This is a genomic window from Nonomuraea sp. KM90, assembly GCF_052246675.1.
GTDB lineage: Bacteria > Actinomycetota > Actinomycetes > Streptosporangiales > Streptosporangiaceae > Nonomuraea.
In genome coordinates, this window is sequence record NZ_JBQQCB010000159.1 from 1 (window position 1) to 20,759 (window position 20,759).

Consider the following 20,759-nt stretch of genomic DNA (forward strand, 5'->3'; position numbering starts at 1 on the left):
ATCGCGGCGCCCCAGGCATGGCAGCTCCGCGTGGCGAACTCCTTGGCCTCCGAGGTGTCCTCCCAGGTCGCGGGGTCGAACGTGACGCCGCGGAGGTGGAGGTCGAGACCGAGCAGCGTGAGGTCCCAGCCGCCGCCGATCCCGATCGTGCCGCCGGGCCCGTACGTGCGCACCAGCTCGTCGACGATCTCGGCGGGCGAGGAGTGCACCAGCTCCAGGACGGTGCCGCCGCCGTCGCCCGGCGCGAGGCGCACCTCGACCTCGGTGAGCATGCCCTCTCCAAGGGCCCAGGTCACCTTGATCAGGGTGGGCTCCTCGCAGCGCAGGATCGTGCCGCCGGCGTTGCCCTTGAGCTGGTACGTGCCGCCGAGCCGCAGGTCGCCGTCGATCGGGGCCAGCCACCGGCCGATCCTCGCGGGGTCGGTGCAGGCGTTCCAGACGTCGTCGATCGTGGCGTCGTACGTGCGGCGCAGCAGCAGCGAACGCCCCTCGCCGGTGGTGAGCGGATGGTCGCCGACCTCTCGGTGGGTGGCGTTGATCTGGTTGACGATGTCGATCACGGTTCTTCCTCGCTCTCCGTAGACGGTGGGCTGCCTGGAGGCGGCGTCCCGGCACTGTCCTCAGGCTGCCGGCGGCGCTCACGCTTGCCGCGCGAGAGTTCGGTGGCCAGCGCGTCCAGGCGCTGGCTCCAGAACCTGTGGAGGCGCTCCAGCCAGATGTCGGCCTCCCGTGGTGGCGTGAGTCGACGGCGTACGGGTGCCGCTGTCGCACTGCTGCACCACGGCACCTCGTACGGCACCGACAATCTCACTCTCGACTTATATAAGTCAATGGTGAATAAGAAGCCTCCGGTGTCCGGGGAGCGGGCGGCGCCTGCGCGGGGATCTGGTCGGCGGGCGAGAGGGGGAGTCGATCGGCCGGCACGGCAGGCCCAGCAGTGCCGCTGTACGGGCGGGCCGACGGGCCGGGTCCGGTCCTGTCGCGCGACCTTCAGCGGTCCCGGCGCCTGGATCTCCCCGGAACTGGATAAATGCGGGAATAGTGCGATTCATCGAATGTCATGGCGCCGTCTTGGCCGTTCCCGCCGCGCCGCGAGCCCGCCTCCAAGTCGGCGCCGACGGCCGGCGCCGAGTGGCGGGTGGGCCGGTGCGGCCCCGCCCTCCGGCGGAAGGGTTCGTCGGCGGCGGCGATGGGGCCGGGCGGTCGGCTGGGGCGGGTGTGCCCGCCAGGGAAAAAGCGCGTAAATCACCGCAAAAATCTCATACCACGCAACGACAAAACTGATCCGTCTCCTACGCCGTGCACGGCGGGCGTGTGCTAGCCTGTTGGGCGTTGCAGTTGTGTTACCCATAAAGACTTTTTGTGCGCCTGAGCAGTGCTTGGGTTTCGGGCGCGTTTTGTTTGCCGGTCATTTCCGGATGGGCTCATCGCGGCGACACGGAATCCGCGCAGTGCGAATTTCGTTTTCCTGCACTATCTCAAGGAGATTGACATGGCAACCGGAACCGTGAAGTGGTTCAACTCGGAAAAGGGCTTCGGCTTCATCGCGCAGGACGGCGGCGGCGCCGACGTCTTCGCTCACTACTCCAACATCGTCGCCAACGGCGGCTACCGCGAGCTCACCGAGGGACAGAAGGTGTCCTTCGACGTCGTCCAGGGCCAGAAGGGCCCGCAGGCGGAGAACATCGTGGCCGCCTGACCTGGCGCATGCCATGAGGGAGCCGGGCTCGTACCTACGGGCCCGGCTTCTTCGCGTGTAGACCAGGCCCGTTCCGTCATGCGGTCGGCCGTTCGTCCGGGAGCTGCACGGCCAGCAGCGCGATGTCGTCCTCGTTCGCCTTGTCGGCCAGGGTGATCAGCTCGTCGCAGATCGTCTGCACGTCCGCGCCGGCCAGCGTGCCCGCCTGCCTGCGCAACCTGGTCATGCCCCGGTCCAGCGGCTCGGTGCGGCGCTCGATCAGCCCGTCGGTGTAGAACAGGACCGTCGAGCGCGGCGGCAGCGCCTCGACCGCGTCGGCACGGGAGAAGGTCGGGTCGAGGCCGAGCAGCGCCGAGCGCCCCTCCTCCAGGAACCGGGTGCCGCCGTCGCGGGTGATCAGCAGGGGCGCGGGATGACCGGCGTTCGCCCAGCGCAACTGCCACGGGCCCGTCGCAGGGCCCTCCAGATGGGCCAGCACCATGGTGGTGAGCAGGTTGCCGCCCACTCCGCCGAGCACCCTGTCGAGGTGGGACACCACCTGGCTCGGCTTCTCGCGGCCGTCGAAGGCCAGCGCCCGCAGCATGTTGCGGACCTCGCTCATCTGCGTGGCGGCGGTGATGTCGTGGCCCTCCACGTCGCCGATCACCAGGGCGGGGGTGCCGTCGGAGAGCCGGAACGCGTCGTACCAGTCGCCGCCCACCTGCGACGACTCCCGGGCGGGCAGGTAGCCCGCCGCCAGGCGGAGCGGGCTGATGTCGGGGAGCCTGGGCAGCAGGGAGTGCTGGAGCCGGGTGGCCATCTCGTGCTGCAGGCCGTACAGGCGGGTGTTGTCGACGGCGAGGGCGGCGCGATGGGCCAGATCCTCCACGATCGGGACATCCGCGTCGGTCAGGGGCGAGCCCGGTTCGAAACGGGCCAGGGTCAGCGCGCCGAGCGCGTTGCCGCGTACGCGCAGCGGGGCCACGATCGCGGAGTCGGCGGCCAGCACGCGCCGCAGCCGCGTGCGCGCCTCCCCGAGCTCGACGTCGGCGGGGGTGGTCCCGGGAGCCGTGAGCAGCAGTGCGCCGGACGTGCGCAGGATCGGCAGGAGGAGGTCCTCCAACTCCAGGGGCAGCGGCCCGGTCTTGCTGTGCAGATGGGCGAAGCGCGTCTCCGGGCCGCTCATCGCCACGCTGACCCGCCGCACCGTCTCGCCCTCGACCAGGTCGACCGCGCACCAGTCGGCCAGACGGGGCACGAGGATCCTCGACAGCCGCCGCAGCGCGGTGTCGCCGTCGAGGCTGCTGGTCATGGCCAGGGAGGCCTCCGAGAGCACGCTCAGGTAATCATGGATCTCCAGCCCCATCACCGCCTCCATCCCACCACGATCATTCCATGGCCACCGGGCGGGGAGACGCGACCCGCGAGCGGGATCCGGTGGCGCGACACGGATCGGATCCCCGAGCGACCTCCTGCGCCTTGGCGTGCTTGCCCGCCATGGGCCGGGTCGTGGCCGTCCGCCGCTCGCTCGCGCCACGGGCGGGGTTCGGTCGGCCGGCCCGTGGCCACGCCGAACGGGCGCCGGTCGAGGCGCCGGGGGCGGCGCCACGCCGAGCGGGGCGCCGGTCGAGGCGTCGGGGCGGAAGGGCAGCCGCAGCCCTCCGGCCTGCAAAGACCAGGGAATGATCACCGCTGCCGGGCTACGGGGCGGCGCCGCCGGGGTAGGCCCACACGGGCCGGAAGCCCGCCACGGACGAGCGGGCGCGCGTGCTCGCTCGACGGGGGAGTGGCCTTGTGAAAGTCGTCGTCGACCTGACGCGCTGCCAGGGATACGGGCAGTGCGCCTTCCTCGCGCCGGACGTCTTCACCATCCGGGACGAGTCGCTCCTGTACGACCTGGACCCCGGCGACGAGCATCGCGAGCACGTGCTGCGCGCGACCGCCGCCTGCCCGGTCCAGGCCATCCACCTCGACCGGTCGGAAACGCTGCCCGTCCCGCCGCAGGAGCGCCCGCCGGCCGGGCGGAGCGGCGACGGCCGCATCGTCATCGTCGGGGGCTCGCTGGCCGGGGCCCGGGCCGCCGGCGTGCTCAGGCGGGAGGGCTTCACCGGGCCGCTGACGGTGATCGGCGGCGAGCGCCACGAGCCGTACGACCGGCCGCCGCTGTCGAAGCAGGTGCTCACCGGGCAGGTGCCGTTCGACCACACCATGCTGCCCCGCCTGCGCGAGGTCGAGGCCGAGTGGCTGTGGGGGACCAAGGCGACGGGTCTGGACGTGGCGGGCAAGCGGGTCCGGCTGGCCGACGGCCGCGAGATCGCCTTCGACCGGGTCCTGCTGGCCACCGGCACCCGCGCCCGGCCCTGGCCGAACGAGGCCGAGGCCGCGCTGGAGGGCGTGCACACGCTGCGCACCCTGGAGGACGCGGCCCAATTGCGCCAGGCGCTGGCCGCCCGCCCGCGCCGGGTGCTCATCCTCGGCGCCGGGTTCACCGGCTGCGAGATCGCCTCCGTCTGCCGCGAGCTGGACCTGCCGGTGACGGTCGTCGAACGCGGCCCCGCGCCGCTCGTCAACGCCCTGGGCGGCGTGATCGGCGACGTGGCGGCGCGACTCCAGCGCGAGCACGGCGTGGACCTGCGGTGCGACACGACCGTCACGGCCCTGGACGGCGACGCGGACGGGCGGCTGCGCGGGGCCCGCCTGTCGGACGGCAGCACGGTGGAGGCCGAGGTGGCGGTCGTCGCGCTCGGCTCCATCCGCAACGTCGAGTGGCTGCGGGACTCGGGCCTGGCCGCCGGCGTGTGGGGCGTGGCCTGCGACGCGGGGTGCCGCGCCGTGGACACCAACGGCCTGGTCACCGACGACATCTTCGTCGCCGGCGACATCGCGCGTTTCCCGCACCCGCTCTACCAGTACCAGTTCATGACGCTGGAGCACTGGGGCAACGCGGTCGCCCAGGCCGAGATCGCCGCCCACAACATGGTCAGCGACCAGGCCCACCGCTGGCCGCACCTGTCGGTGCCGGTGTTCTGGTCCAGCCAGTTCGGCGTCAACATCAAGTCGGTCGGGGTGCCCACCTTCGCCGACGAGATCACCATCACGCAGGGCTCGACGGACGAGCGGCGCTTCGTCGCCGTCTACGGGTACCAGGGGCGCGTCACGGCGGCGGTCACCTTCGACCAGGGGATGTGGCTGGAGTTCTACCAGCGGCTGATCGAGCGGGCCGCGCCGTTCCCGCCCGAGTTCCGCCACGTCGACCAGCGCGGGACGGCGGGGCCGGTGCCGGCGCGGGTGCCCGAACGGCTGGTCGCCACGGCGGGGGCGACCGTCGTGGTGACCGGGCACGACCCGGCCGAACGCCGAGCCTCCCTGCTGCACACCCCGCACAGCTGACCCCGATCGCCGGACAGCAGAGAGCCCGGACAGCACAGCGTTCAGACAGCACGGCGTCCAGAGCACAGCGTCCCAGACAGCACAGAGCCCAGGCAGGAGTGATGCGGGCCATGACATCGCAGAGCGTCTTCGAGCGGATCCTCGATCCAGCCGGCCGCGCCGATCCCTACCCGCTGTTCGGGCAGCTCCGCGCGACGCCGGTGGCGCGGCAGGAGGACGGCACGTACGTCGTCAGCACCTACCGCGAGATCGTCGAGCTGCTGCACGACCCGCGCGTCAGCTCCGACCGCCGCAACCTCGCCTCCGCGGCCGAGCCGCCGGATCGCTCCCCGGCGTTCATCGGGCTCGACCCGCCCGAGCACGACCGGCTGCGCCGGCTGACCATGCGCCACTTCGGTCCGCCGCATTCGCCCGGCCTGGTCGACGGGCTGCGGCCGGCGATGCTGCGGATCACCACCGACCTGATCGACGGCATCGCGGGCAAGCGCCGGGCCGACCTCGTCGACGAGGTCGCCTACCCGCTGCCGGTCGCGGTGATCTGCCGGGTGCTGGGCGTGCCGCAGGAGGACGAGCCCCAGTTCCACGCGTGGGCCGACCAGATCATCGAGACGCTCGGGCCGGGCGAGGAGGACCGGGCCGAGCGGGAGCGGGAGCGCCAGGCCGTGTCCAAGCAGCTGGAGGACTACCTCGCCGGGCTCGCCGAGGTCCGCCGGGAGCGGCCGGGGCAGGACCTGCTGTCCGGGCTCGTCACGTACCGGGGGCCCGACGGCGCCATGACGCCGCAGGAGGTCGTCTCCACCTCCGTGCTGCTGCTGATCGCCGGCCACGAGACCACGATCAACCTCATCGCCAACGGCATGCTCACCCTGCTGCGCCACCCGGACCTGCTGCGGCGCGTCCGCGACGAGCCGGGCCTGGTCGTCCCCACGGTCGAGGAGCTGCTGCGCTACGAGCCGCCCGTGCAGATCGTCTCCTCGCGGATCGCCCTCGACGACATCACCATCGCCGGCACCACCATCCCGGCCGGATCGCCCATCGTCCTGGCGCTGGCCGCGGGCAGCCGTGACCCGGCCCACGTGAGCGACCCCGACCGCTTCGACCCCTGCCGCCCTCGCAACGAGCACCTGGGCTTCGGCGGCGGCGTCCACTACTGCTTCGGGGCGCCGCTGGCCCGGCTGGAGGCCCAGATCGTGCTGGCCGAGCTGGTCCGCCGGCTGCGCGATCCCCGGCTCGTCGCCGACCCGCCCCCGTACCGGCCGAGCCCCGTCCTGCGCGGGCCGCGGCACCTGCTCGTGGACTACGACGGCGTCGATCCCGCGTGAGAGGGTGAACGCGTTCGTCGACGCGCACGAGGAGCACAAATGAAGATCGTGGAGTTGACCTCGGTCGATGGGTACATCGCCTTCGACCTGGACTGCCCGTTGAGCGCGGGAGGCACCCGCCTGGCCCCCGACGTCACCCGTCACGAGGCCGAGCTGCTGGCGCGGGCGATGACGTACAAGTTCGCCGTGCTCGGCGAGCGGATCGGCGGGGCCAAGGCGGTGCTGCGGGCCAAGCCCGAGGAGCGCGCCGAGACGGTGGCCCGATACTGCCGGGAGATCGCCCCTCTCGTGGCGAGCAACGCGTTCCTCACCTCCTCCGACCTGGGCACCCGCACGGAGGACTTCGCCACGCTGCCCGGCTACCGCGCGGACTCCGTCATGCACCAGGAGGCCGACGGCGCCCTGCTCGACACGACGGTGACCGGTCTCGGCGTGGTCGCCGCCGCCGACACGGCCCTCGGCGGACTCGCCGGGCGCACGTTCGCCGTCGAGGGGTTCGGCAAGGTGGGCGGCGCCGTGGTGCGGGAGGCCGCGCGGCGGGGGGCGCGGATCGTCGCCCTGTCCACCGTGTACGGCTGCGTGGCCGACGAGTCGGGCCTCGACGTGGCCGCGCTGCTGGAGCTGCGCGCCGAGCACGGGGACGCCTGCGTCACCCGGCTCGGCCTGCCCGTCCTGCCCGCCGGGCAGCTGTACGAGGTGGCCGCGGACGTCCTGGTGCCCGGAGCGAGGACCGGGACGCTGAACGCCGCACGAGCCGCCCGGGTGCGCGCCCGCGTGGTCGCTCCGGCGGCCAACGTCCCCTACACCCCCGACGGGCTGCGCACGCTGCGCGAGCGGGGAGCCGAGCCGCTGGCGGACTTCGTCTGCGGCGCCGGGGCGACGATCGGCTACCTCGCCGAGCTGGCCGGGCGGCTGACGGACGCCGACTCCCTGCGGGACCTCGTGGCGGAGAAGGTCGGCCTGCTCACGGCCACGGCCCTGGAACACCCCGGCGGCGCGTTCGCCGGCTCCCGCGCGCTGGCGGAGGAGTCCCTGGCCGCCTGGTGCGAGCCCGGCGGGCTGCCCGGCGGGCCGCCGCTCGCCCCGGAGCAGGCCGTGGACGGCCGGGGTCAGGCGTACAGCCAGTCGACGTAGGTGTAGTCACGGGGGTCGCGCACGCGGAACAGCTCGTTGCGCAGCAGCCGGCCGACGCCGTCGACGTGCCACATGTCTCCCCAGATCCGCGCGGTGTCCTGCACCCGCGCGGTGCGGACGGTGCGCTCGGCCTCGTAGCTCTTGAGCGCGCCGGCCAGGTCCGGCTGCGCCCCCAGCTCGGCGGCCAGGCAGTACGCGTCCTCGATCGCCTGGCACGCCCCCTGGGCGAGGTACTGCAGCATGGGATGGGCGGCGTCGCCGGTCAGCACCAGGCGGCCGTCGGTCCAGCGGGAGATCGGCCGCCGGTCGTACATCGGCCAGCGCCGGTCCCGCCACAGGGACTTCAGGCTCCCGCGGACGGCCGGGTCGCAGCCCGCGAAGGCCGCGTCGAGCTCCTCCGGCCCGCCCCAGTCCTCGGCTCCCGGCTCGTAGGACGGCGACCTGAAGACGGCGACGGTGTTGAGGATCTCGCCCCGGCGCAGCGGATAGCGCACCAGGTGGCAGCCGGGGCCGAGGTGCACGACCACGTTCTGGGCGGTCTCCGCGTCCAGGTCGCGGTCGAGCTCGGCGACGGGGAAGGCGCCGCGGTAGGCGACGTAGCCCGAGCAGATCGGCTCGTCGTCGCTGAACCTGGCCCGCAGCCGGGAGCGCAGCCCGTCCGCCACGACCACGAGCCCCGCCGCGTGCTCGCCCAGGGAGCTGTGCACCACGGCACCGTCCGCACCGGGGACGGCGTCGAGCACCGCGCAGTCGGGCACCAGCTCGACGCCGGCCCGCACGCAGGCGCGGGCGAGGATGTCGAGCAGGTCGCCGCGGTGGATGACCACGTACGGCGCGCCGAAGCGGGTCTCGAAGGCGTCGTCGAGGTCGAGGTGGGTCAGGTCGGTCCCGTCGAGGGCGTCCTTGAACAGCAGCCGGCGCGGGGTGACGCCGGCGTCGAGGACCTCCGGCAGCAGGCCCCATTCCTTGAGGATGCGGGTGGCGTTGGGCGCCATCTGCAGCCCGGCGCCGACCTCGGCGAACTCCGGAGAGCGCTCCAGGACGCGTACGGCGTGCCCGGCCCGGGCCAGGGCGTGGGCGGTGGCGAGGCCGCCGATGCCGCCGCCGGCGACCACGACGTCGACGGGCGCGTAGGGGGCGTTCATCAGTGCCGTCCTTGTCCGTTCGGGTTCACAACCAGGGCCCCAGCACGTGCGGCCGGGCGGCGCGGCCGGTCAGCCAGGCCGCCAGGCCCGCGGCAGCGGACCAGGTCGACCGGCGAGAACACCAGGTCGGAGGTGTCGGCCCGCTGCATCACCGCGCCGTCCACCCGGCAGGAGATGGGCAGGGCCGGTCGTACCCCGCCGGGCAGCTCGTCGGGGGTGACGAGCACCGGGCCGAGCGGCGTGGTGCCCTCGAACGTCTTGCCCTGCAGCCACTCCTTGGTACGGAACTGCCAGTCGCGCACGGTGACGTCGTTCATGACGGTGAACCCGGCGACGGCCGCGGCCGCCTCGTCCTCCGAGGCCCGCCGTACCGTCGCGCCGATCACGACGGCCAGCTCGGCCTCCCAGTCCACGGCCGACGACTCGGGGGCGAGCTGGATGTCGTCATGGGGACCGATGAGGGCCTCGGCATACTTGGCGAACAGCGTCGGGTGTTCGGGCAGGTCGCGTCCCATCTCCAGCGCCCACGTCGGGGAAGCCGAGGTCGACGTAGCCGCCGGCGTCGAGCCTGGCCGCGCGGGTGCCGTCGCCGGTGCGGATGGTCGCGAGTCTCACCGGTGGTTCTCCTGGTCGTCGGCGCGGTACTGGTTCAGCTTCTCGAAGATGGGGGTGTCGCTGAACCGGAACAGGTCCAGCCCCCGGTCGGTGGCCAGCGTCAGCGGCTGCCAGGACGGCACCACGAACAGGTCGCCGCGCTCGACCTGCCACGTGTGCCCGGCGACGGTGACCTCGCCGGTGCCGTCGAACACCTGGAAGACCGACGAGCCGACCTCGCGGACGGCGGCGGTGGCGGTGTCCGGCGCGAGCCGGTGGAACTCGGTGCGCAGGGTCGGCATGACGTCCCCGCCGGTGGTGGGGTTGACGTAGCGGACGGCGGCGTGGCCCGGCTCCGTCGTCGCGCGGTAGCCCTCGGCCTCCAGCGTGAGCTGCTCGGCCAGTGCCCGGTCGGTGTGCTCCCAGCGGTAGGCCAGCAGCGGCGTCGCCGGCGTGGGCCGCAGGTGGGTGAGGGGCCGCAGCCCGGGGTGGCCCCAGAGCCGCTCCGAGCGCGAGCGCTCCGGCGCCTCCCGGGTCTCCACCGCGTCCGGCCCGAACTCGAAGAACGTCGAGTCCCCGAAGTACTGGAACGGGATGTCCAGGCCGTCGATCCAGGCCATGGGCCGGTCGGTGATGTTGTGGTGGCCGTGCCAGTGCCAGCCGGCCTGCGGCAGGAAGTCGCCGCGGCGCATGGCGACGGGGTCGCCGTCCACGACGGTCCACACGCCCTCGCCCTCGACGACGAAGCGGAAGGCGTTCTGCGTGTGGCGGTGCACCGGGGCGTCCTCGCCCGGGTTGAGGTACTGGATCGCGGCCCACAGCGTGGGCGTCGCGAACGGCCGGCCGCCCAGGCCCGGGTTGGCCAGCGCGATCGCCCGCCGCTCGCCGCCGCGCCCCACCGGGACCAGCTCGCCCGCCCGCTCCGCCATCGGCAGCAGCGCGGTCCACCGCCACAGGTGGGGCACCGCCTTGGACCTCGGGGACAGCGGCATGAGGTCGCCGATCTCCGTCCACAGCGGGATCAGCATCTCCCGCTCGAAGCCGCGGTACAGCGCCTCCAGCTCCGGCGTGCGCTCGGGCTGGTCCGCGGCGTCGGACGCGACGACGGCCACCGGAGAGCCAACGGGAAAGGTCATGGGCCAGGGCCTTTCGTGGGGTCGGAGGGTTTCAGGATGTCCTGCTTTCTGCCCTCCGGATAAGCTCTTTCTGCTATGAGGAACAAACCGCCGTACGCGCTGTCCTCCGTGGACCATGCGCTGCAGCTCGCCGCGCTGCTGCAGCAGGAGGGCCCGATGCGGGTGACCGACGCGGCGGAGCGGCTCGGGGTGGCCGTCTCCACCGCCCATCGGCTGCTGGCGATGCTGGTCTACCGCGACTTCGCCGAGCAGGGCCCCGACCGGCGCTACCGCCCGGGCAAGGTGCTGCGCCCGGCCGAGCCCACCGGGGCGCCGGTGGCGCTGCTGCGCGAGCTCGGCCTGCCCGAGCTGCGGACCCTGGTGGAGCGCACGGGGGAGTCGGCCAACCTCGTGGTGCCGGCCGGGACCGAGGTGCGGTTCATCGCGACGGTCGAGTCGCGGCAGATCCTGCGCGTCGGTGACCGGGTGGGCCGCTCGCTGCCCGCGCACCAGGCGTCGGGAGGCAAGGCGATCCTGGCCGCCCTCCCCGCCACGGACGTGACGGCCGTGTACGACGGGGACGCCACGGTCGACCTCCCCCGGCTGCGCCGGGAGCTGGCGCTGGTGCGCAGGCGCGGCTTCGCCGTCAACGACCAGCTCACCGAGACGGGCCTGACGGCCATCGGCATGGCGGTCAAGGGCACGGACGGCGCGCCCCTGGCCGCGGTGTCCCTCGCCCTGCCCACCGCGCGGTTCGACCGGGACCAGCTGCCCGGATGGGTGAGCGCGATCTCGGCCGCGGTGACCCGGATCCAGCTGGCCCTGGCGCGGCGGCCCTGAGGCCGGCTGCCCCAGGGTGAGCCGCATGAACAGAGCGCTCGTTGCCGCTGTTGCCCGCGGCTACCACGAACAGCATGCCGTAGCGCTGGGTGAGGGTTGCCACCGCCGACTCCAGCGGATCGATCTCGGGGGTGTCGGTGCCGCCCAGGCTCAGATTGACCACCTTCGCGCCTTGCTCGAAACGATCACCGGGTTGGCGCGTAGGACGCTTCTGCCAGTTGGATGGTGTTGATCACGTTCGATCGGCACTCGGGAGGCCTGGTGACGCAACCGGTCAAGGTCCGCAGGCTCACGGACCAAGAAGAGCAGAAGCTGCAGCACATCGTGCGGCGCGGCACGATGAGCACGGTGCGCTATCGGCGGGCGATGATCCTGCTGGCCTCGGCCGGCGGCAACACCGTCCCGGTCATCGCGCGCCTGGTGCAGGCCGATGAGGACACCGTGCGCGATGTGATTCATCGCTTCAACGAGATCGGGCTGGCCTGCCTGGACCCTCAGTGGGCGGCAGGCCGCACCGCGCCTGCTGAGTCCTGACGACGAAGACTTCGTCGCGGCGACGGCCACCACCCGACCTGCCAAGCTCGGCCAGCCCTTCACCCGCTGGTCCATCCGCAAACTGCTCTGCTACCTGCCTCGCCTGCCCGGCCGCGCCATCACCATCGGTCGGGAGGCGTTACGCACGCTGCTGGCCCGCCGGGGGATCACCTTCCAGCGCACCAAGACCTGGAAAGAGTCCCCGGACCCCGACTTCGAGACCAAGCTGGACCAGATCGAGTACGCCCTGACCCAGCGGCCCGAGCGCACCTTCGCCTTCGATGAGTTCGGGCCGCTCGGCATCCGCCCCACCGCAGGCTCCGGCTGGGCACCGCAAGGCGAGCCGGACTGTCGCCGGCTGGATCGGCGAACGCCGCCTTGAGGAATGCCGACGCGGCCTTCGCTGGCCCCTACCTGGTTTGCCGCCCGATCCACGCGATCGCGGCGCGGTGGAGGTTCACCAGTCCCGCCCATTTCAGCCAGGCGTTCCGCGGCGTCTACGACCTCTCGCCGCGCGAGATCCGCCGGCAGCGCGCGACAGTGCGCACAGACTAAAGAGGTATGCGCTCACCCGTAAGGACAGAATCCGGCCGCGGGGTGCACCCTCTAGTGAGAAAGCCCAACGGGATCCGCATACAGGGGAGAGGATGCATTCCTTGAAGACAGCGGCAATCGGCTTTCCAAGCCCTAACGGCGTTGCTCGGGTGGCGTCACTGGAGGGCAATAACTCTCGGCAATCTCGGCGACGATCCCACCCTTGCCGGAACAGGTGCCCGACGTCTGGTCACAATATCCGTGTGCAGCGGCGATTCGGTTTGGATGCACCCGATACGCATCCCCTATTTGCGCAGATAACTTGACCGTCGCGCCTTGATCGGGCGGGCTGCCAGGGGCTGGCGCTATCACGCCAGCGAAAATGGGTCGAAAGATACGACTCCCGAGGTTCGACAAAACACATACTTAGAGTCTAACAAGGAGGACGGAATAGTGGACATAGGCACGTCGCGAATGGGGAAGATCTGCGGTGTGATGAGTATGGCGCTCATACTCATCACGGGAGGCGCTATTGGCGCGAGCCCGGTCCTGGCTCAGGGGCCAGCAGCCACCCAAGCCGCGCGGGTTCCCTGCCTGAAGGGAGAATGGCCAACAGGATGGACACTAGACTCAGCCCATTACCCTCCAAAGCCATGCACAAAATGCCAGGACGCAGCCGCCGAACTAGCGCGAACCGGAAAATGGCGCGTCATGTGCATGGGCTCCAGCGATAGCGAGGGCAAAACCACCGTACTCTTCCGTCAATGCCTGGCTTGCAGGACCGGCGACCCGGCAGATGAGCGGTCTATATACTCCATTCCCGCTCCTTAACCAACCGCGGTCAGCCAGCCTACTTTCCTGACATGGCTTAACATCCGTCAACCGTGCAGGCCGCTTGACAGCTCCAGATAAGTCCCGTCCTGCGGGGGTTGTGTGCACGTTGGCCCGCCCACTGGGATTGGCCAGAGGAATCCCGGAAAGGGTGATGAGACCGCTGAGGCGCCGGCCGCCAGGCGGATGACGGGCTGGTCGGGATTCAGGAGATGGTGAAAATGCGCCCTCGGAGGCACTGGTAGGAGCCATTGTCCAGGAGTTGACCGAAGCCCTGACCGTAGATGAGCGCACAGAGGGGGCAGACCGCGGCCGAGGGCCGGCCGGGTGCGGCGCCGTCCCGGGCGGGGCAGGCGCCAGGCCCCGCGTGGCGGCCGTGATGACGCGCTTGGCGGCCGCTACGGCAGCGACGCTCACGATGTCGTACGGCTGCCCCGGTCGCGCGGACAGGAGGTGACGGCCGCCCGCAGGCACGGGATGCCAGACCCGGTCGTCACCTCCGCCATCGCTCGCCGTCCGCTGGACGGCACACGCATGTCTCAGGACGTGACGCTGAATTGACGTCGATGTGAAGCAGTTAGGTGCTGTGCTGACGACTGACAGCTCATCACCGTGAACACGGTGAGCCGCAGAACAGCCCCACAACCTGACGTCACCCCTCCCAGCGGGTCGATCACGTGAATTGTCTCGAACCTCGTAGCAACGGGCTCAAGCATAGCCACGCCTGAGATCGGTGCCATCTCCATGGCAATAAGTGGAGGCTGGCGCCTCCCAGCCAGACACACCAGCACCAGGAAGGGTTTCCATGAGAAAGATACTTTCCATGTTAATGGCGGCCTCGGTTGCACTCGTCGCGTTGCCGACGAGTGCCGGGGCTGCTACCATCGACGTAACTCCGCCGCCTGCCTGCGCAAGCAGCGACGACAAAGACAAAATCGTTCAAGATTTCGTCGAGCGCGTAAACAAGAGGTGGAGTCTCGACATCAACCCCACCGACTACGAGGTGCAGTCCGATGGAACCGGATGCACCGTCAAACCTAAGGGGTCTGCGCCCGTCCAAGCAGAGCCAGCGGCCAGATCCGCCGATACCGCAGTAGCCCTGAGCACGACCGTATCCCCGCCGGCCCCCGCACCAGGTGCCAAGGACGGCGTGGCCCTTATGCAGGACACAAGCTGGTGGCAGCCCACCTGCTATGCCCGGCAGGGGGATCCGGAGGGCGTCGGCTGGATGGACACCTGCTTCCAATGGGGCAGTATGCATTACGAAGGGGCGACCCGCTGGAACTACGCCGCCCGCATGTACGCGTCATGCGGAGCGCTCGAGGGTGGGCCGACCTTCTGGCAGGTCTCCGGCTGTTACGTGGCCACGAAGCGCGCCCCCAATTCTCCGGCACTGGTGTGGAATGACTGGGACCCGAAATCCACCAGGCCGCTGAACTCCTGCGGAAGCGTCGGCCTCTCCATCGGAGTCGGGCCCGTCTCGGCGTCGTACAGCGTGAACACCTGCGACAAGCTGCAGCCGACCAAGGGGACGGAAGCTGCGGACCTCCGAGTCGACTGGGAAGGTAAGTCATACTATGGCGAAGATATCCGGGAAACGGGGTTGCTCATCGGCATCGGCAGCCCGATAGGCCAAGCTCCACTACTTAATGTCGGGTTCGGCTATACGTATGAGGAATGCGTCTGGCCGCCCACGCCTTCCCCCTATTACCCCTGGTGCGCCATCTGATCGATCGGACCTGAAGCGCTGCACTCGCACGGGCCCGCGGAGTCCTGGCCTTCTCGTCGGGCACGATTCCGCCGGGTCCGTCGGTGACCGGGTCCCGGTGTCGCTTGACAACCCCAGATAAGGATGCTCCTTACGCTGCCCGCGGCTTCAACACCAACCTGAAGACCTGCACATCGGGCAGCCCCGGCGAGTGGTGCGGGCGTTGGTTCGTGGAGAGGCTTCTGAGGAGGCTAGGCCCGTATCATTCACCGAACACGGCCCGAGCGAGGCGATCTAGCCATACGTCGACCGAACCCTCGATGTGCGGATATTCGGCCTGAAACTGCTCCCAGCGGACGGGCAATGACCGGATCGCGTCGGCGTTGAAGTACATTGCGCGTTCCCAGCCAAAAGACTCCCTCGGGACACGGCGCCGCAAGTCGCCCGGGAGCGGGAAACGCTCGGCAAGTACTGTAGCACCGCGTCGTAGCGGTCCTTGCCCTGCGGATAGGAGTCGTCGTCGTCCAGCCAGAGCAGTTTCCAGGCCAGCGACAGCTCAGGGGTGGCGCCCAGAACGCGCGTGCGCTCGCCGCCGTCGGCTCGTGGGGTTAGCGCGGGCTCCGACGGGTCTGGTAGCCGCTCGTTGAAGACGAAGTCGAGCTGCACCGTGCCAGGCGGCAGGCGGCCGGCGCGCCAGGTGACAACGAGCCGTCGTCCGGGGGCACGCTCGTAAGTCCAGATGTCATCCACCGCAATATCGCAGACGTCCATTCGCACCCCGTCCGAAGCGTCGGGGGCGGATGCGACGGCGGCGGCGAGGTCCTTGAAGAGCTGCGCTGTCTGCGGACTCCTGAGAGTGGAGAGGGGCGGGAGTACGATCCAGTCCAGGTCGCCGGGATGGCGGGCTTCCTCTCCCACCCAGGACTCCAGCAGCAGGCTTCCGCGCAGACCAGTTTCTCGTGCCACGGCGAGTCAGCGACCAGTCGGACCAGATGATCGATCGCACACCGCCGCGCCCACCGCCAGCGGTAGGCGGCCTCCTCGCTCTCGAAGTGCGGCTCGCCCGCCCGGCAGGCGTAGGCGAAGTGCTTCAGCGCGGGATCGAAGATCGCTGGTTGTCTGATGCCCGGTCCATGAGTGACCGGCAGGCAGGTCGCGGGGTAAACGCGGTGAGATGGCGTCATCGCTCCCCGATCCAGCCATGGTCGATGACGAGGTTGTCGTCGTGCACGACGAACTCCTGCTCCGCCTCCAGTACGGTGAAGCCGCCCCGCGCAGGCCAGCCAGCAGCACCTCCAACCGGCTGCTAGCCTCCGGCAGCCCAACCCCGTGGCAGCGCTAGGTGACGAAGCGTCCGTGAGAGCCGTTCGCCAGCAAGCGGCGGGCGTTGCGCGACACATGGGCGGCGTGCGCCACGGCTACCTGCGTCAAGGATGCCAGATCGTCACCGACGATTACCGTGACACGGTGCTCGAAGTAGGCGCCGACCAGAGCTTCAGCCTCCCTATGGGTGAGTGGCACATCCTCGTTCCACGATGCCGCCTCAATCTTCACTCCGACCACCTCGAACTCGGCTTCGCGTAACCGCGCCACGGTGCTCTCGACCAGAGCCTGCTGCGCGCCGAGTGTGCCGCGACCAGCGAGGGTCAGCATGGGCTGAGAGGGGACGGCACCACGTTCAAGCACGATGTGTGTGAAATTTGCGCCGTTCGCACCCGCCCCGCTCATCGAACACCGCCTGTACTGCCTGAGCCGGATCCGGCCCCACATCTCATCGACGGCGACCTGCCAGGCCAATGCTGTCAGTTTCCGACGTCGAGTACACGGATGTGCGAAGTGGTCTGCACGCTCACAGGTGACGTGCACATCGTGACGACCATCACGGGCGGAGGCGCCGTCATCGCTGGTGGCCTTGCTGGCGGGCCACCCTGGTGGGCGCGAGGAAGCGGCCGCCACCGCGGCGCCGCCGGGCAGTCGCCTCTCGCTGAGCGTCAACGGCAAGCCGGCCAGGCACACTCTGGAGGCCTCGACCAGTTGTAGGCGCGGCTTTCGCATGTGATGCAACACTTTGCCGCGCAGGTCCTTCTGGGAGGTGACAACACAAGGAAAGGCACGCACTTGGAACCGTTCGCGGACTTCGTGGCGGAACGCGGTGACGCGCTCCTGCGATACGGCTACGTGCTCACAGGCAATCCGCATGACGCCGCCGACCTCACCCAGGAGGCGCTGCTGCGGTTACGCGCGGCCTGGCCGCGGGTGCGGCGCAAGAGCAACCCGGAGAGCTACGTCAGGACGACGATGGCCAGGCTGCACGTCGCCGCGTGGCGGCTGCGGCGGCGAGAACGGCTCGCGTGGGAGGTCCCCGACGTCGAGCACCACGACGTGCTGCCCGTCGAGGACACGCTGTGGCGTGCGCTGGCCCTCCTGCCCACGAAGCAGCGCGCGGTCATCGTCCTGCGCTACTACGAACAACTGACCAACGAGGAGATCGCCGCCGTGCTCGGCGTCTCCAGGAGCACGGTGCGCAGTCAGGCCTCGCGTGCCCTGGACAAGTTGCGCTCCGCCGTAGCTGCTCACGAGAGGATCCTGTGACGATGAACCTGGAAGACAGGCTGCGCGGCACGCTCGCCAACGCAGCTGATCGGGCGCCGCTTCCCCCTGGGATCTCCGCGGCGCACGTAGAATACCGGTACCGCAGCAGGCGGCACCGCGCTTGGGCGGCGGTCGTGACAGCCGTTGCCGTCGTGCTGGCCGGTGGGCTGGTTGTGACGCTCAAGGGCAGGGACCCGGCCGTGCCATCCGCTCGGGTGACCGCTGCCGTCGAGGAAGTGTGGCCGCAGGCGATCAAGAAGATGCCACGCGCGCGGATGACCGGCAACATCGTCGGACTCGCCGATGATCATACGGTGCTGATCGAGAACTGGCTGAACGACAAGCAGATCAACGTCATCGATGCCTACGACCTGGACACCGGCACCGTACGCAGGGTGACGGAGAAGACATTGGACGGGTCTCGCGGGGGGCACGGCTACGCGGTGGGCGATGGTCAGGTCTTGTGGTGGTATCTCTCCCGTCAGTCGATCGAGATTGTCGCGGCTCCGATCTCCGGCGGCCCTCCGCGGCAGGTGGGATCCATGCCGATGGATCTCACGACGGAGGACGGGGGGACACACGTGAGTGTAGACGACATGGTCGACGCCATAACCGTCATCGACGGCCAGGTGGCGTTCTCCATCGGTCGAGGTGGCGTTTACACCGTCCCGCTCGCCGGTGGTGCCGTTCAGCCGGTGGCAGGCGCGGAGGGGATGCACCTGCTGCGCTGGCCATGGGTGGGTTCACGGAAGATCTTCTTTTCGCCGGATGAAGTGCCGTTCGAGGAGATCCTCGACATGCGCAGCGGCCAGCGGAGCACCGCCGTGATCCACCCCGGTGAGCGTAACGTCCGCTGTGGGGTGACCCGCTGCACCGGGTTCAAGGGGGACGGGAGCGCCTTCTACCGCCTGCGAAGCGGCTCGCATGAAACCGTCCTGCCAGGCGTCACGAAGCTGTCGCCACAGATAGACGACCGTTTCCATGTCGAGAACGACGCCGTCCTCCGCGACCTCACCACTGGCACGTCCGCCGACCTGAACATGTCGCACTATTTTCTCGACCCATCCCTGGACCAGAACCGCATGCTGTTGGCCTACCAAACCGGTGATGAGATCGCTCTCGTCGACCTCACCAAGATCCCCTAAACCGGGGGTGGGCGGTCCACGAGCCCGGCGACATCGCTGAAGCCCCGCTCGCGCATCAGGTGGCCGACGCGCTGTGTGCGCGGACACTCAATGTGAGGATGAAGGCGTCATTCAGGGTGAGGATGTGGTGGTGCGAGAAGACCCCGGCAGAGTGAGGCTGAGCACTTTGGCGTTGCGCCTGCTCTACGCGGAGACATCCGGTCCGGGTAAGACGTCAAGGCCCCGGTCCAAGAGCAGCGCCAGGCCCTCGCGATCATGACACAAGCAGGACATCCCACGTTGACATCGATGGCGTCGAGGTCCCAGGTTTAGGAGCTGTTTCTTAGATCTCATGACGGTGGGTGGCGAGGATGTCACGCTTGGCGTATGGGTCGTGGTGATCTGACCAACTCCGAGTGGGAACGTCTCAAGCCGCTGCTGCCCGCGGGCGGCACGCGTGGTGGCCGCTGGAGCGACCATCGAACGGTGATCAACGCTGTGCTCTATCGGACCAGGACCGGGGTGCCCTGGCGGGATCTGCCCGAGCGCTACGGCTGCTGGATCACTGCCTACAAACGGCATCGCCGCTGGTCAGCAGATGGGACCTGGGAACGGTTACTGACCGAGCTGCAGGCCCTGGAGGATGCGGCGGGCCGACTGGACTGGAACGTGGCGGTGGACTCCACCACCATGCGCGCCCACCAGCACGCAGCCGGCGCACCCCGCACCGCCCCGCCTGTCGTGGCCGGACAAAAAGGGGAACCGGCGGGGACAAAGCGGGGCGATCCGGTGCTGACCGCCCTGCGCGCCCGGCTGGCGGAGGTGGTCCAAGCGGCGAGTGTCCAGGGCGTTCGCGCGGCGGCTTTTCCACCAAGCTGCACCTGGCCGCCGACGGCCGATGCCGCCCGCCGGCCCTGGTCCTGACGCCCGGCCAGTACGGCGACAGCCCACAACTGCGCCCTGTCCTGGGAAAGATCCGCGTGCCACGTCGGGGCCCGGGCCGGCCGCGCACCCGGCCCGACGGGCCCTAGCCCCGAAGCGTGGACATCTTGAGTACCGGATGATGGAGATCCGGAGACAAGGAGTTCCACGTGGCGATGAAGTCGTACCCGCCGGAGTTCAAGGCGGACGCCGTCGCGTTGTACCTGTCCGATCCAGGACGGACGCTGGCCTCGGTGGCCGAGGACCTGGGAATCAGCAGGGAGACACTGCGTAACTGGGTGCGTCAAGCCCAGGCGGACGGCACTGCCGGTGCGAAGGAGCGGGGCCCGGTCAGGAAGCCGGCGCGGAGCCCGCTATCGTCCGACGACGTGCTGGAAGAGGAGAACAAGCAGCTCAAAGCCCGGATCCGGGAACTGGACCTGGAACGCGACATCCTGCGCCGGGCCGCGAAATATTTCGCCGGAGAGACCAACTGGTGAGCCGCTTCCAGTTCGTCGACGACCACGCGGGCGCCTTCGGCGTCAAGCGGCTGTGCCGGGTGCTGAAGGTGTCCCGCTCGGGGTTCTACCGGTGGCGCAAGGCCGCGCCGGCCCGGGCGGCGCGTGCCGCGGCCGACGCCGCACTCGCCGCGGACATCAGGCAGATCCACGAGGCGTTCGACGGCACCTACGGCAGTCCGCGCGTCACCGCCGAGCTGCGGGCACAAGGTCGCGGGGTCAACCACAAGCGGGTGGCGCGGGTGATGCGCTGCTTCGGCATCGTCGGGCTGCACCTGCGCAAGAAGGTGCGCACCACGGTGCCCGAACCCTCGCAGCAGAAGGTGCCCGACCTCATCGGGCGGGACTTCACCGCGCCAGCTGCGAACCAGCGCTATGTCGGGGACATCACGTACCTGCCCGTCGGTGAGGGGCGGTTCCTGTATCTGGCGACGGTGCTGGACCTGGGGTCGCGGCGGCTGGCGGGCTGGTCTATCGCCGATCACATGCGCACCGAGCTGGTGAGCGACGCGCTGCGGGCCGCGGCTGCGACGCGGGGCAGCCTGCACGGCGCGGTCTTCCATGCCGATCACGGGTCTCAGGACACCTCCGCCGAGTTCGCCGCCGTGTGCGCCGAGCTCGGCGTGCGTCAGTCCATGGGAGCCGTCGGGTCCTCCCTCTTAACCGGCTAATGCGATTGTTTCCCCAGGTCAGCGACACGCCGTGATCTGGTACCTCCTGGTCGGATGGGGTCATCGCGGATACATCTGTTCTCGTGATCGAACAAGGACTCCGGCTGG

General features: G+C 70.0%; 15 protein-coding genes and 4 pseudogenes. 11 read left to right on the forward strand and 8 right to left on the reverse strand.

The features are described 5' to 3' along the window. The coding region (locus tag ACTWPW_RS56755) for an SRPBCC domain-containing protein (RefSeq protein ID WP_443173928.1) at positions 1–560 on the reverse strand (560 nt) is incomplete at its 3' end. Positions 561–1,492: 932 nt separating this feature from the next. On the opposite strand from ACTWPW_RS56755, the gene ACTWPW_RS56760 reads away from it, so the two are divergent. Beyond that, positions 1,493–1,699 (forward strand): cold-shock protein, encoded by a 207-nt coding sequence (locus ACTWPW_RS56760; RefSeq protein WP_139637865.1) that lies wholly within the window; start codon positions 1,493–1,495, stop codon positions 1,697–1,699. Positions 1,700–1,775: 76 nt separating this feature from the next. Here the strand turns inward: ACTWPW_RS56760 and ACTWPW_RS56765 are convergent, their stop codons facing one another. Beyond that, a complete protein-coding gene (locus ACTWPW_RS56765; protein ID WP_375113843.1) occupies positions 1,776–3,056 on the reverse strand; it encodes a PP2C family protein-serine/threonine phosphatase in 1,281 nt (426 codons plus the stop codon). Positions 3,057–3,472: 416 nt separating this feature from the next. Here ACTWPW_RS56765 and ACTWPW_RS56770 point away from each other — a divergent pair, with 416 nt between their 5' ends. The 3 genes from ACTWPW_RS56770 to ACTWPW_RS56780 all read left to right on the forward strand — a co-directional run bounded on the left by ACTWPW_RS56770 (position 3,473) and on the right by ACTWPW_RS56780 (position 7,524). After that, positions 3,473–5,068, forward strand: a complete 1,596-nt coding sequence (locus tag ACTWPW_RS56770; protein WP_443173929.1) for an FAD-dependent oxidoreductase — start codon at positions 3,473–3,475, stop codon at positions 5,066–5,068. 110 nt (positions 5,069–5,178) lie between these two features. Beyond that, entirely contained in the window at positions 5,179–6,390 is a 1,212-nt protein-coding gene (locus ACTWPW_RS56775; RefSeq protein WP_375113841.1) for a cytochrome P450, read from the forward strand. 39 nt (positions 6,391–6,429) lie between these two features. Beyond that, complete coding sequence (locus ACTWPW_RS56780) at positions 6,430–7,524, forward strand: Glu/Leu/Phe/Val dehydrogenase dimerization domain-containing protein (RefSeq protein WP_443173930.1); 1,095 nt, start codon at positions 6,430–6,432, stop codon at positions 7,522–7,524. Here the strand turns inward: ACTWPW_RS56780 and ACTWPW_RS56785 are convergent. The 3 genes from ACTWPW_RS56785 to ACTWPW_RS56795 form a co-directional block, all read right to left on the reverse strand. Beyond that, positions 7,500–8,669 (reverse strand): FAD-dependent oxidoreductase, encoded by a 1,170-nt coding sequence (locus tag ACTWPW_RS56785; RefSeq protein WP_443173931.1) that lies wholly within the window; start codon positions 8,667–8,669, stop codon positions 7,500–7,502. The genes ACTWPW_RS56780 and ACTWPW_RS56785 overlap by 25 nt on opposite strands. Further along, a complete protein-coding gene (locus ACTWPW_RS56790; RefSeq protein ID WP_443173932.1) occupies positions 8,669–9,184 on the reverse strand; it encodes a fumarylacetoacetate hydrolase family protein in 516 nt (171 codons plus the stop codon). Before ACTWPW_RS56790 ends, ACTWPW_RS56785 begins: the two co-directional genes overlap by 1 nt. Before the next feature lie 96 nt (positions 9,185–9,280). Further along, positions 9,281–10,399 carry a cupin domain-containing protein gene (locus ACTWPW_RS56795; RefSeq protein ID WP_443173933.1) on the reverse strand — a complete coding sequence of 373 codons (1,119 nt, stop codon included), beginning with the start codon at positions 10,397–10,399 and terminating at the stop codon, positions 9,281–9,283. A gap of 75 nt (positions 10,400–10,474) precedes the next feature. Between ACTWPW_RS56795 and ACTWPW_RS56800 the strand changes: the two genes are divergently transcribed. Next, positions 10,475–11,218, forward strand: coding sequence for an IclR family transcriptional regulator (locus tag ACTWPW_RS56800; protein WP_443173934.1), 744 nt, complete (start codon positions 10,475–10,477; stop codon positions 11,216–11,218). Positions 11,219–11,261: 43 nt separating this feature from the next. Here the strand turns inward: ACTWPW_RS56800 and ACTWPW_RS56805 are convergent. Beyond that, positions 11,262–11,387: pseudogene (locus tag ACTWPW_RS56805) on the reverse strand (S8 family serine peptidase); the annotation flags it as partial. A 92-nt stretch (positions 11,388–11,479) separates the two neighbouring features. Between ACTWPW_RS56805 and ACTWPW_RS56810 the strand changes: the two are divergent. Both ACTWPW_RS56810 and ACTWPW_RS56815 read left to right on the forward strand, forming a co-directional pair. Continuing rightward, positions 11,480–12,101: pseudogene (locus tag ACTWPW_RS56810) on the forward strand (helix-turn-helix domain-containing protein); the annotation flags it as partial. Between the two features lie 1,821 nt (positions 12,102–13,922). After that, positions 13,923–14,846, forward strand: coding sequence for a hypothetical protein (locus tag ACTWPW_RS56815; RefSeq protein WP_443173935.1), 924 nt, complete (start codon positions 13,923–13,925; stop codon positions 14,844–14,846). 273 nt (positions 14,847–15,119) lie between these two features. Here the strand turns inward: ACTWPW_RS56815 and ACTWPW_RS56820 are convergent, their stop codons facing one another. Beyond that, the gene (locus ACTWPW_RS56820) at positions 15,120–15,791 is read right to left on the reverse strand and encodes a nucleotidyl transferase AbiEii/AbiGii toxin family protein (RefSeq protein ID WP_443173936.1); all 672 of its coding nucleotides are present in this window, start codon (positions 15,789–15,791) and stop codon (positions 15,120–15,122) included. 372 nt (positions 15,792–16,163) lie between these two features. Then, a complete protein-coding gene (locus ACTWPW_RS56825) occupies positions 16,164–16,622 on the reverse strand; it encodes a hypothetical protein (RefSeq protein WP_443173937.1) in 459 nt (152 codons plus the stop codon). A gap of 321 nt (positions 16,623–16,943) precedes the next feature. Here ACTWPW_RS56825 and ACTWPW_RS56830 point away from each other — a divergent pair, with 321 nt between their 5' ends. From ACTWPW_RS56830 to ACTWPW_RS56845, 4 genes and pseudogenes are all read left to right on the forward strand, one after another. Further along, entirely contained in the window at positions 16,944–17,417 is a 474-nt protein-coding gene (locus ACTWPW_RS56830) for a SigE family RNA polymerase sigma factor (protein WP_443173938.1), read from the forward strand. Between the two features lie 2 nt (positions 17,418–17,419). Beyond that, positions 17,420–18,562: a hypothetical protein gene (locus tag ACTWPW_RS56835; RefSeq protein ID WP_443173939.1), complete on the forward strand. Its 1,143-nt coding sequence runs from the start codon at positions 17,420–17,422 to the stop codon at positions 18,560–18,562. Between the two features lie 366 nt (positions 18,563–18,928). After that, positions 18,929–19,563 (forward strand): annotated as a pseudogene (locus tag ACTWPW_RS56840) (IS5 family transposase); the annotation flags it as partial. Between the two features lie 69 nt (positions 19,564–19,632). Then, positions 19,633–20,636: pseudogene (locus ACTWPW_RS56845) on the forward strand (IS3 family transposase); the annotation flags it as partial. Positions 20,637–20,759: the final 123 nt, after the last annotated feature.

What these genes read in the sequence shown, in the direction of transcription:
- ACTWPW_RS56760 (WP_139637865.1), top strand. Translation starts at nt 1,493, where the DNA reads ATGGCAACCGGAACCGTGAAGTGGTTCAACTCGGAAAAGGGCTTCGGC.
- ACTWPW_RS56765 (WP_375113843.1), bottom strand. Translation starts at nt 3,056, where the DNA reads ATGGAGGCGGTGATGGGGCTGGAGATCCATGATTACCTGAGCGTGCTC.
- ACTWPW_RS56775 (WP_375113841.1), top strand. Translation starts at nt 5,179, where the DNA reads ATGACATCGCAGAGCGTCTTCGAGCGGATCCTCGATCCAGCCGGCCGC.
- ACTWPW_RS56780 (WP_443173930.1), top strand. Translation starts at nt 6,430, where the DNA reads ATGAAGATCGTGGAGTTGACCTCGGTCGATGGGTACATCGCCTTCGAC.
- ACTWPW_RS56785 (WP_443173931.1), bottom strand. Translation starts at nt 8,669, where the DNA reads ATGAACGCCCCCTACGCGCCCGTCGACGTCGTGGTCGCCGGCGGCGGC.
- ACTWPW_RS56790 (WP_443173932.1), bottom strand. Translation starts at nt 9,184, where the DNA reads ATGGGACGCGACCTGCCCGAACACCCGACGCTGTTCGCCAAGTATGCC.
- ACTWPW_RS56795 (WP_443173933.1), bottom strand. Translation starts at nt 10,399, where the DNA reads ATGACCTTTCCCGTTGGCTCTCCGGTGGCCGTCGTCGCGTCCGACGCC.
- ACTWPW_RS56800 (WP_443173934.1), top strand. Translation starts at nt 10,475, where the DNA reads ATGAGGAACAAACCGCCGTACGCGCTGTCCTCCGTGGACCATGCGCTG.
- ACTWPW_RS56815 (WP_443173935.1), top strand. Translation starts at nt 13,923, where the DNA reads ATGAGAAAGATACTTTCCATGTTAATGGCGGCCTCGGTTGCACTCGTC.
- ACTWPW_RS56835 (WP_443173939.1), top strand. Translation starts at nt 17,420, where the DNA reads ATGAACCTGGAAGACAGGCTGCGCGGCACGCTCGCCAACGCAGCTGAT.